Raw genomic sequence first — 10,050 nt, forward strand, 5'->3', positions numbered from 1 at the left:
CGGGAGCGGCAAGGGGCGGCCCGCATGCAGGTGCAGGAGGCCGAGAAGTCGGGCAACCTGGTCATCGAGGCGAAGGGCGTCGGCTTCCGCTACGGCGACCGGCCGGTGATCCGGGGGCTGACGACCGCGATCATGCGGGGCGACAAGGTCGGGATCATCGGGCCGAACGGCTCGGGCAAGACGACCCTGTTGCGCCTGCTCCTGGGGGACTTGCCGCCGGGGGAGGGGACGATCCGGCACGGCACGAACCTGGAGGTGGCCTACTTCGACCAGTTGAAGGCCACGCTCGACGAGGAGAGGACCGTCCAGCAGAACGTCAGCGAGTACGAGACGATCCCGATCAACGGCCAGCCCCGGCACGTCCTGGGCTACTTGCAGGACTTCCTCTTCCCGCCGGAGCGGTCGCGGGTCCTGGTCAAGTACCTCTCCGGCGGCGAGCGGAGCCGTCTGCTGCTGGCGAAGCTGTTCACGAGGCCGTCGAACGTTTTGGTCCTCGACGAGCCGACCAACGACCTGGACATCGAGACCCTGACCTCTCTCGAGGACGTCCTCGACGGGTGGGCCGGCACCCTGCTCGTGGTCTCGCACGACCGCTACCTGCTGGAGCGGATGTGTGACCGGCAGGTGGCGCTGTTCGGGGACGGGCAGGTCCGCGACCTGCCGGGCGGGGTCGAGCAGTACCTCGAGCTGCGGCGCGAGGCGGCGGCCCGGCCGGGTGCTGGGTCCGGGCGTCGCGGGAGTTCGGGCGGTGCGGCGGGCGGTGCCGGTGCCGGAGGGGCGGGTGCAGGAGGGGCGGGTGCAGGAGGGGCGGGTGCCGGTGCCGATGCCGCGGCCGTGCGGGCGGCGAAGAAGGACATGAACCGGATCGAGCGGCAGCTCGGCAAGCTGGCCGACCGCGAGCAGAAGCTGCACGAGCAGATGGCGGCTGCGGCGACCGACCACGAGAGGGTGCTCGAGCTGAACGCCCAGCTGCGCGAGGTCGTCGACGAGCGCGAAGAGCTCGAGACCGAGTGGCTCGAGGCCGCCGACCTGGTTGGCTGACCGCCGCCGCGGCACCGGACTCCGCGGTGGGCCGGTTTCTGCCGCCGGGCCGTGGTTGCAGCGGGGGCTCGGTGCCAGGTCGGTGGTTTGTGGGCCGGTTTCTGCCGCCGGGCCTCGGTTGCAACGGGGGCTCGGTGCCAGGAACCCGGGACCGGATTGTGCCAGTCGTCGTGACCTCGAGCCCTCTGTCGCGTCCCGCCCTCGAGGCCGTTCATGCTGCGCGTCGGCGCCCCTCCCAGACCCGACTGGCGATCTGGGGCAGGTTGTCCAGGTCATCCCAGACGAAGCGCTCGAAGTCCCAACGAAGTCGCCGGACCTGGTCCTCTCGCTTCTTTTCGCGCACGATGGCGTCGGCACCGTCCTGTCCGCGGTACTTCACCAGGCCGTCGAACTCGATCAGTAGGCGCGTGCCCTTGACACGGAAGTCGGAACGGGCGATGACTCGGTCGCCGTCCATGACCTTGAACTGCGGTTCGACCGGGATCTGCAACGCCGAGAAGGCAAGACGGAGCCGGCTCTCGCCAACAGACTCGGAGCGCTTGTCGGCCATGCGCGCCATCACCAACGCCTCTCGCCCTCCCGACCAGCGCAGCACCCGGTCGGCCGCATCGCGAAGGTCGGCGACGCTGAGCATCTCCCGGTGCAATGCGGCGTCCGCTGCCACGATCGCCGTCGTGCTTCCCATCAGGGTGGCCGTCTGCGCCAGCGCGGCCGCCACTGGCAGGGCAAGGCCACCACGGACGTCGACTGGTTCCGCCCACGGGACGCGTCGATGGATCGAGAACTCCGGGTGGGTGCTTCCGTGGGTGCGGCCCTGGGCGGTCAGGTGGACCCGGCCGAGATCCACGCCGTATGTCGGGAGGCCGTGCAGCAGCAGGGCGGAGTGGTGGCTGGCCGCGGCACGACCGGCATACCGCCGGAGCAGGCCGCGAGCCCTCTGGCGGTGACGAGCCTCGGCATTCACCGGCTGCGGCAGTGGGAGTCCGTAGACGCCGCGAGCAAGGCGCCGACACATGCCCGACTCGACGAGGGCACGGATACCGACATCGGTGTAGCCACACTCAAGGGCATCGGTCCGGGTGAAGACGCCGCCCTGCACGGAGCTGCGCGTCTGGAGCAGGTCGTTCATCCGGACACTGTGGCTGTGCCAGCAGACCCGACGGGAGAGGATTGCCTCAGCTGTGGAGAGGGCCGGTCGTGACCGGTGGGCTGTGGGCGCGCCGAGGTGTCCCGCCGAGATATCCCGAGAACGCCATTCTGTCACCGGCTCGACATGCAGCGGGGGCTCGGTGGCAGATGTCGGGCGGGGTGGTTGGTTTCTGTCGCCGAGCTCGACGGGCAGCGGGGGCTTGGTGGCAGATGTCGGGCGGGGTGGTTGGTTTCCGTCACCGAGCCCGGCCTGCAACGGGGGCTCGGTGGCAGAAGTCCCGGCTCGGCCCGGCACGGCGTCCCGATCCTCACGACTGCCCCACCGCCGGATCGCCTCAGTGCTCGAACGGCCCGAGCAGGAGCCGCAGCAGGTCCGCGAGCTCGGCCCGCGCACCCTCGGGCAGCGCGCCGAGAATCGAGCGCTCCCGGGCCAGCAGGTCGGCCATCGCCTGGTCCACCACCTCGCGCCCTTCGCGGGTCAGGGCCACGATGACCCCGCGCCGGTCCTTCGGCGCCGGGCTGCGCCGCACCAGCCCGCGCCGTTCGAGCCGGTCCACCCGGTTGGTCATGGTGCCGCTCGTGACCAGGGTCTGTTGCACGAGCTGCCCGGGGGACAGCTGGTAGGGGTCGCCGGCACGGCGCAGGGCGGACAGGACGTCGAACTCCCACCCCTCGAGGTCGTGCTGCGCGAACGCCGAGCCCCGTGCGAGGTCGAGGTGGCGCGCGAGCCGGGACACCCGGGAGAGCACCTGCAGGGGAGCCACGTCGAGGTCGGGGCGCTCCCGCCGCCACGCCTCGACGATGCGGTCGACCTCGTCCTGGCTCGTCCGGCCCCCGGCAGCGACCGCCCCGGCGGCGCCCGCCCCCGCAGCCGCACCGGTCGCCCGGCTGTCGGCGGGCTCGCTGGGTCTGGCCGTCATGGTGGCGAGTCTACTCGGCATCGAGTATCTTGATATCAAGATAACTCGGAGAGGAGTCACCATGACTGACACGAGTCCGCCGAGCACCACCCCCGGCAGCGCCAGCGATGCGCCGACCTGGGATCCGCAGCAGTATGCGCGGTTCAGCGACCACCGCGGCCGGCCCTACCACGACCTGCTGCAGCGGGTCGGCGCCGAGCAACCGGCGGTCGTCGTCGACCTCGGCTGCGGCAACGGCCCCCTCACGCTCGGCCTGGCGCGGCGTTGGCCGCAGGCACGCATCGTCGGCGTGGACTCCTCGGCCGAGATGCTCCGGCGCGCAAGGGAACTCGACGTGGCCGGCCGGGTCGAGTGGATGCGGGCCGACGTCGCCGACTGGGACCCGGCCTCGCTCGGCGCCGCCCCCGACGTCGTCGTGACCAACGCCCTGTTGCAATGGGTGCCGACCCATCTGCGCCTGCTGCCGCACTGGTTCCGGGCTCTGGCGCCCGGCGGGTGGTTCGCCCTGCAGGTCCCGGGCAACTTCGACGCCCCGTCCCACGCGATCCTGCGTGAGCTCGTCCTCACCCATCCCCGCGCAGCCGAGTTGACCCCCGGGATCCGCGACGGCAGTGCGGTCGGTGAGCCCTCGACCTACGCGTCCTTGATGGCAGCCGAGGGGCTGGTGCCGGACGCGTGGGAGACCACGTACCTGCACCTGCTCGACCCGTCCGGCGAGCAGAGCGACCCGGTGCTGGAGTGGGTGAAGGGCACGGCGCTGCGGCCCTTCCTCGACGTGCTCACCGGCGAGGACGAACGCTCCGACTTCCTTGCCACGTATGCCGATCGCTTGCGTGTCGCCTACCCTCGCCAGCGCTACGGGACGCCGTTCCCGTTCCGCAGGGTGTTCGCCGTCGGTCACCAGCCGGCGAACGCGACTGTCCCCCCGCAACAGGGGGAGGGCGCGTGAGCATCGTCGGCCTGCACCACGTCCAGGTGTCCTGCCCCGCCGGATCCGAGGATCGCCTGCGGGAGTTCTACGTGGGCGTCCTCGGTATGACGGAGATCACCAAGCCGCCCGTCCTCGCCCGCCGCGGCGGCGCGTGGTTCCGCGCGGGGAGCTGCGAGATCCACTGCGGCGTCGAGGAACCGTTCGCCCCGGCCCGCAAGGCGCATCCGGGCATCGCCGTCTCGGACCTCGACGACCTGGCCCGCCGTGTCGCCGCGGCCGGCGGCGAGGTGCGCTGGGACGAGAACATCCCCGGGCTGCGCCGGTTCCACACCGACGACCCGGTCGGCAACCGGATCGAGCTGCAGCAGGCCTAGACAGCGCGGCGGCCTGCCGGCCCGGGCGCTGCCGGCCCGGGCGCTGCCCTGCCCAGAGCTCGACGGGACCCGCGCTGCGGTTGCTCGCGCTGCACGCCGACGGGCTGCCGGGCAGACTGAGCCTTGTGTTCCGCGACCGCGCCGACGCCGGAGTGCAGCTGGCGGAGGCCCTGGAGAAGCACTGGGCCGGCCGCGCCACCCCGCGCCCTGCCGTGGCGCTCGCGCTGCCGCGCGGCGGTGTCCCGGTTGCTCGAGAGGTCGCGCGGGTGCTGGGGCTCGGCCTCGACGTCCTGGTCGTCAAGAAGATCGGCGTGCCCTGGCAGCCGGAGCTCGCGCTCGGGGCGGTGGGGGAACGGGGCCCGGCCGTGTTCAACGAGCAGGTCCGGGAGCGGGCCGGCTTGTCAGCGCAGCGCATCGAGGAGCTGGTCGACTCCACGAGGAATGAGGCGGCCACGCTGGCCGCGGACCTGCGTGGGACGTCGTCGGGAGGCGAAGAGCTCGGCGGCGGGCCGGCGCTCGTCGTCGACGACGGCATCGCCACCGGGGCCACGGCACGTGCGGCAGCGGTCCTGTTGCATGCGGCCGGCGCCAGCACGGTGACCCTGGCTGCGCCGGTGTGCCCGGCGCGGGTGCTGCCCGAGTTGGAGGAGGACTTCGACGAGGTCGTCGTGGTCCGCGCGCCGCGGCGCTTCGGCAGTGTGGGGGAGTGGTACGTCCACTTCGGTCAGACGAGCACCGACGAGGTGCGCCGGATCCTCGCCGAGCGGTGAGGCCGCGACTCGCTGAACCGGCGCAGTCAGTCCACCGGTGCGGTCACTTCACCGGTGTCTGCAGCCTCGGCCTCTGCTCCAGGCCCACGAGGCCGTTCCAGGCGAGGTTGACCAGGTGGGCGGCGACGTCGGCCTTCTTGAACCGGCGGGAGTCGAGCCACCACTGCCCGGTCAGGGCGACCATGCCGACCAGCATCTGAGCGTAGATGGGCGCCGTCTTCGGGTCGAGCCTGCGTCGCTTGAACTCGGCGGCGAGCAGGTGCTCGACCTGGGAGGCGACATCGCTGATCAGGCTCGCGAAGGAGCCGGTGGTCTCGCCGACCGGCGAGTCGCGCACGAGGATCCGGAAGCCGTCGGTGGAGTTCTCGACGTAGTCGAGGAGGGCGAGTGCGGCCTGCTCGACGAGCGCGCGGGGGTGGGCACCGGTCTCCAGTGCTCCGGTGATCCCGTCGAGCAGGGTGCGGATCTCGCGGTCGACCACGACGGCATACAACCCCTCCTTGCCGCCGAAGTGCTCGTAGACCACGGGCTTGGACACCCCGGCACGGGCCGCGATCTCCTCGACCGTGGTGCCCTCGAAGCCCTTGTCGGCGAAGAGGGTTCGCCCGATGGCGATGAGCTGCTCACGCCGCTCCTTGCCGGTCATCCTCGACCGGACCGGTGTCGTCTCGTCCTTGTTCCGGGCAGCGTTCACGGTCTCATCTTCGCAAGGTGGGGAGTTCGGACCCGGCACCGGCTCGCCGGTCCGGGCGGCTATGGCGGCTCGGGACGAGCTCAGGCTGCCACGCGCTTGGCCGCGAGCCGCGCCGGTCGTGGCCAGCGCACGTCACGGGCCCAGCCGAGCTTCTCGAAGGCCCAGATGATGCGGGCGCTGGAGTCGACCTGCCCCCGGTCCACCCCGTGCCGCGCGCAGGTGGGGTCGGCGTGGTGCAGGTTGTGCCAGGACTCGCCCATCGACAGCACGGCCAGCCACCAGACGTTGCCGGACTTGTCGCGGCTCTTGAACGGCCGCTCGCCGAGGGCGTGGCAGATCGAGTTGATCGACCAGGTGACGTGGTGCAGCAGCGCCACCCGCACGAGCGAGCCCCAGAAGAACGCGGTCACCGCGCCCCACCAGCTCATCGACCACAGGCCGCCGACGAGGGCGGGCAGCAGCAGGGAGACCACGACGAGCCCGGGGAAGGAGCTGGACACCCGGCGGATGGCGGCGTCCTTCATGAGGTCGGGGGCGTACTTGGTGCGGGGCGTCTGCTCGACGTCGAACAGCCAGCCCATGTGCGCCCACCACAGGCCCTTGATGAGCGCCGGCACGGTCTCGCCGTAGCGCCACGGCGAGTGCGGGTCACCCTCCCGGTCGGAGAAGGCGTGGTGCTTGCGGTGGTCGGCGACCCATCGGATGACCGGCCCCTCGATCGCGAGCGAGCCGGCGACGGCCATGACGACCCGCAGCCAGGTGGGCGCCTTGAACGAGCCGTGGGTGAAGTACCGGTGGAAGCCGACGGTGACGCCGTGGCCGGAGATCGCGTACATCACCACCGCGATGACGATGTCGTGCCACCCCAGGCCCCAGCCCCAGGCCCACGGGATCGCGGCGAGCAGGGCGAGGAAGGGGATGAGGATGAAGAGCCCCAGTGCGATCTGCTCCCCGGCGCGCTTGCGCTCGGGTGCCTCCTCGTGGGTCGGGGCGGCCGTGGGCGGTGCGGCTGCGGTCTCGGCGGGGTTGTGCCTGCGGCGGGAACGGGCGTCCGGTGCGTAGGTCGTCACGGTCGGCCTCCGTGGTTGGGTGCAACTTACGGCACCGTAACCTACGAATCCGTAAGTCGCCACCGAAGCGTATGCCGGGCACGCAGCCGTTGCCCGGCGGTCCACTACCCTTGGGGCTGGCCTGCGGGCCCGTCCGTCCGGACGTTCCCCGGTTGCTCTGCTGGCAGGGGCCGCCTGACTTTGAATCAGGATTAGCGACGTTGGTTCGATTCCAACCCGGGGAGCAGCACGGCATACCGGCACCTGGCTGGTCCGAGGCGCCGGGAAGAAGTGTCGGTGCCCCGTGGTTGATTGACGTCATGACGACGGTGCACGCATGACGACGCTGACCGGCCAGCCGGTCGAACGTGAGGCCCCACCCCAGAACCCGTGGCCCGCCCTGTGGGCGCTGTGCCTGGGCTTCTTCATGATCCTGGTCGACAGCACGATCGTCTCCGTCGCGACCCCGGCCCTCATGTCCGGGCTGCACGCCGACGTCAACGAGGTCGTGTGGGTCACCAGCGCCTACCTCCTGGCGTATGCCGTCCCCCTCCTCATCACCGGACGACTCGGTGACCGGGTGGGTCCCAAGCGCCTCTACCTGACCGGGCTGACCGTGTTCACGCTGAGCTCGCTGTGGTGCGGGCTGACCGGGACGATCGAGCAGCTGGTCCTCGCCCGGGTGTTCCAGGGGCTCGGCGCGGCAATGATGACGCCGCAGACGATGGCCGTGATCACCCGGATCTTCCCGGCGCAGCGGCGTGGGCAGGCGATGGGGCTGTGGGGTGCGGTCGCGGGCGTGGCGACGCTCGTCGGGCCGCTGCTGGGCGGCGTGCTGCTCGACAGCCTCGGGTGGGAGTGGATCTTCTTCATCAACGTCCCAGTCGGCGTCGTCGGGTTCGCGCTGGCGAGCAGGTTCGTGCCGCGGCTGCCGACGCACGCGCACCGCTTCGACCTCCTCGGCGTGGTGCTCAGCGCGGTCGGCCTGTTCTGCCTCGTCTTCGGCATCCAGGAGGGGCAGACCTACGACTGGGGCACCATCACCGGGCCGGTCTCGGTGTGGTCGCTCATCGGCGCGGGCGTGGTGGTGATGGGGCTGTTCGTCGTGTGGCAGAGCCGCAACCGGCAGGAGCCGCTCGTGCCGCTCAGCCTCTTCCGCGACCGCAACTTCTCCCTCGCCAACGTGGCGATCACCGCGGTCGGCTTCGCGATCACCGCCATGGCCTTCCCGCTGATGCTCTACGCCCAGGTCGTGCGCGGGCTCAGCCCGACGAAGGCGGCGCTGCTCATGGTCCCGATGGCGGTGATCTCCGGGGTGCTCGCGCCGTTCGTCGGCCGGCTCGCCGACCGGGCGCACCCCCGCTACGTCGCCGGGGTCGGCCTGCTCGCGTTCCCGCTCGCGCTGGTGTGGCTGTGGCAGGTCATGACGCCGGACGTGCCGATCTGGCAGCTGCTGCTGCCGATCGCGCTGCTTGGTGTGGCGAACGGGTTCATGTGGTCCCCGCTGTCGACCACGGCCACCCGCAACCTGCCCATGCGCCAGGCCGGGGCGGGCTCGGGGGTCTACAACACCACCCGCCAGATCGGAGCGGTGCTCGGCAGCGCCGCGATCGGGGTGCTCATGCAGTCCCAGATCGCCTCGCACCTGCCCGGACTGGCTGGTGGCGGAGCCGCGCAGGAGCAGAGTGGCGCGCTGCCTGCCGCCCTGCACGAGGGCTTCAGCGCGGCCATGGCCAACTCCATGCTCCTGCCCGCGGCCGTGCTCCTGCTCGGGCTCGTCGCGGCACTGGTCTTCGAGCGGCCACGCCACCTCGTGGGCCGATCCGGCGCCGGCGGGCCGGCCGCACCGGCCCCCGAGACCGCCTTGCCCGTGGCCGAACCACAGGTGAACGCCCGGTAGCATCGAGGAGGCACCGGGGCCGGGCGGCGAGGGCACTCGCGCGACGACCTCGCGTGTCGGTCCGCATCCCCGTCGACTGGGAGCCTCTCCGCGTGAGCACCCCGCGTCCTGCTGGTCCGCCTGCCGCCGTCATCGTCCTCGCCGCAGGCGAGGGCACCCGGATGAAGTCGGCTGTCCCCAAGGTGCTGCACGCGATCGGCGGTCGCACGCTGCTGGCCCACGCGATGGTGGCGGCTCGCGGGACCGAGCCGGGTCACCTCGCGGTGGTCGTCCGGCACGAGCGCGACCTCGTCGCCGAGCACATCGGCGCGGTCGACACTGACGCCCTCGTCGTCGACCAGGACGAGGTCAAGGGCACCGGCCGCGCGGTCGAGTGTGGTCTCGACGCGCTCCCCGACGGGCTCACCGGCACCGTGCTCGTGACCTACGGTGACGTCCCGCTGCTCACCGCCGACACGCTCCTCGGGCTGCAGGCCGAGCATGAGCAGACCGGCAGCGCCGTGACCGTCATCACCGCCAGCGTGCCCGACCCCACCGGCTACGGCCGGATCCTGCGCGACGCCGACGGCGAGGTCGGCGGCATCGTCGAGCAGAAGGACGCCACCGACGCGCAGCGCGCGATCACCGAGATCAACTCCGGCATCTACGCCTTCGACGCCAAGGTGCTCCGCGAGGCCCTGCGGGAGGTCGGCACGGACAACGCCCAGGGCGAGAAGTACCTCACCGACGTGCTGGCCATCGCCCGCGAGGGCGGCGGCCGGATCAGCGGGCACCGGATCGACGACGTCTGGCAGACCGAGGGCGTCAACGACCGGGTCCAGCTCGCTCGGCTCGGCGCCGAGCTCAACCGGCGCACCGTCGAGCACTGGATGCGCGAGGGCGTCACCGTGGTCGACCCGCACACGACGTGGATCGACAGCGACGTCTCCTTCGGCCGTGACTGCCTCATCCACCCCCAGACCCAGCTCCACGGCGCGACGACGATCGGCACCGGGGTGACGATCGGACCGGACACCACGCTCAGTGACGTGGAGGTGCGCGACGGTGCGACCGTCATACGGACGCACGGGTCGCACGCCCTCATCGGTGAGCGGGCCACGGTGGGCCCGTTCGCCTACCTGCGCCCGGGCACCGAGCTGGGGACCGGCGGCAAGATCGGGACCTTCGTCGAGACCAAGAACGCGCAGATCGGCGCGGGCTCCAAGGTGCCGCACCTGTCCTA

The 10,050-nt window shown here is 71.6% G+C and carries 10 protein-coding genes and 1 tRNA gene; 7 read left to right on the forward strand and 4 right to left on the reverse strand.

Features of this window, described 5'->3' with window-relative positions; all coding sequences use genetic code 11:
• A partial coding sequence (locus tag VFL99_RS09590; protein ID WP_325106124.1) for an ATP-binding cassette domain-containing protein occupies window positions 1–1,041 on the forward strand: 1,041 nt, incomplete at its 5' end.
• Window positions 1,042–1,252: 211 nt separating this feature from the next.
• Here VFL99_RS09590 and VFL99_RS09595 read toward each other — a convergent pair.
• The gene (locus tag VFL99_RS09595; RefSeq protein ID WP_325106125.1) at window positions 1,253–2,170 is read right to left on the reverse strand and encodes a type IV toxin-antitoxin system AbiEi family antitoxin domain-containing protein; all 918 of its coding nucleotides are present in this window, start codon (window positions 2,168–2,170) and stop codon (window positions 1,253–1,255) included.
• Between the two features lie 355 nt (window positions 2,171–2,525).
• Window positions 2,526–3,110 (reverse strand): MarR family winged helix-turn-helix transcriptional regulator, encoded by a 585-nt coding sequence (locus VFL99_RS09600; protein WP_325106126.1) that lies wholly within the window; start codon window positions 3,108–3,110, stop codon window positions 2,526–2,528.
• Window positions 3,111–3,171: 61 nt separating this feature from the next.
• Here VFL99_RS09600 and VFL99_RS09605 point away from each other — a divergent pair, with 61 nt between their 5' ends.
• The 3 genes from VFL99_RS09605 to VFL99_RS09615 all read left to right on the forward strand — a co-directional run bounded on the left by VFL99_RS09605 (window position 3,172) and on the right by VFL99_RS09615 (window position 5,185).
• On the forward strand, window positions 3,172–4,059 hold the full coding sequence (locus tag VFL99_RS09605; RefSeq protein ID WP_325106127.1) for a methyltransferase domain-containing protein: 888 nt from the start codon (window positions 3,172–3,174) through the stop codon (window positions 4,057–4,059).
• Window positions 4,056–4,415 (forward strand): VOC family protein, encoded by a 360-nt coding sequence (locus tag VFL99_RS09610; protein WP_325106128.1) that lies wholly within the window; start codon window positions 4,056–4,058, stop codon window positions 4,413–4,415. The genes VFL99_RS09605 and VFL99_RS09610 overlap by 4 nt, the downstream gene beginning before the upstream one ends.
• 125 nt (window positions 4,416–4,540) lie before the next feature.
• Window positions 4,541–5,185, forward strand: a complete 645-nt coding sequence (locus tag VFL99_RS09615) for a phosphoribosyltransferase (protein ID WP_325106129.1) — start codon at window positions 4,541–4,543, stop codon at window positions 5,183–5,185.
• A 43-nt stretch (window positions 5,186–5,228) separates the two neighbouring features.
• Here VFL99_RS09615 and VFL99_RS09620 read toward each other — a convergent pair whose 3' ends face one another.
• Window positions 5,229–5,831, reverse strand: coding sequence for a TetR/AcrR family transcriptional regulator (locus VFL99_RS09620; protein WP_325106132.1), 603 nt, complete (start codon window positions 5,829–5,831; stop codon window positions 5,229–5,231).
• 128 nt (window positions 5,832–5,959) lie between these two features.
• Window positions 5,960–6,949 carry an acyl-CoA desaturase gene (locus tag VFL99_RS09625; RefSeq protein ID WP_325106130.1) on the reverse strand — a complete coding sequence of 330 codons (990 nt, stop codon included), beginning with the start codon at window positions 6,947–6,949 and terminating at the stop codon, window positions 5,960–5,962.
• Window positions 6,950–7,094: 145 nt separating this feature from the next.
• On the opposite strand from VFL99_RS09625, the gene VFL99_RS09630 reads away from it, so the two are divergent.
• The 3 genes from VFL99_RS09630 to glmU all read left to right on the forward strand — a co-directional run.
• Window positions 7,095–7,173 (forward strand) — tRNA-Gln (locus tag VFL99_RS09630).
• A 92-nt stretch (window positions 7,174–7,265) separates the two neighbouring features.
• Window positions 7,266–8,828, forward strand: a complete 1,563-nt coding sequence (locus tag VFL99_RS09635) for a DHA2 family efflux MFS transporter permease subunit (protein WP_325106131.1) — start codon at window positions 7,266–7,268, stop codon at window positions 8,826–8,828.
• A 161-nt stretch (window positions 8,829–8,989) separates the two neighbouring features.
• On the forward strand, window positions 8,990–10,050 hold a 1,061-nt coding region (gene glmU / locus VFL99_RS09640; protein WP_325106133.1), incomplete at its 3' end, for a bifunctional UDP-N-acetylglucosamine diphosphorylase/glucosamine-1-phosphate N-acetyltransferase GlmU.

The sequence above is a fragment of the Segeticoccus sp. genome, from assembly GCF_035708005.1.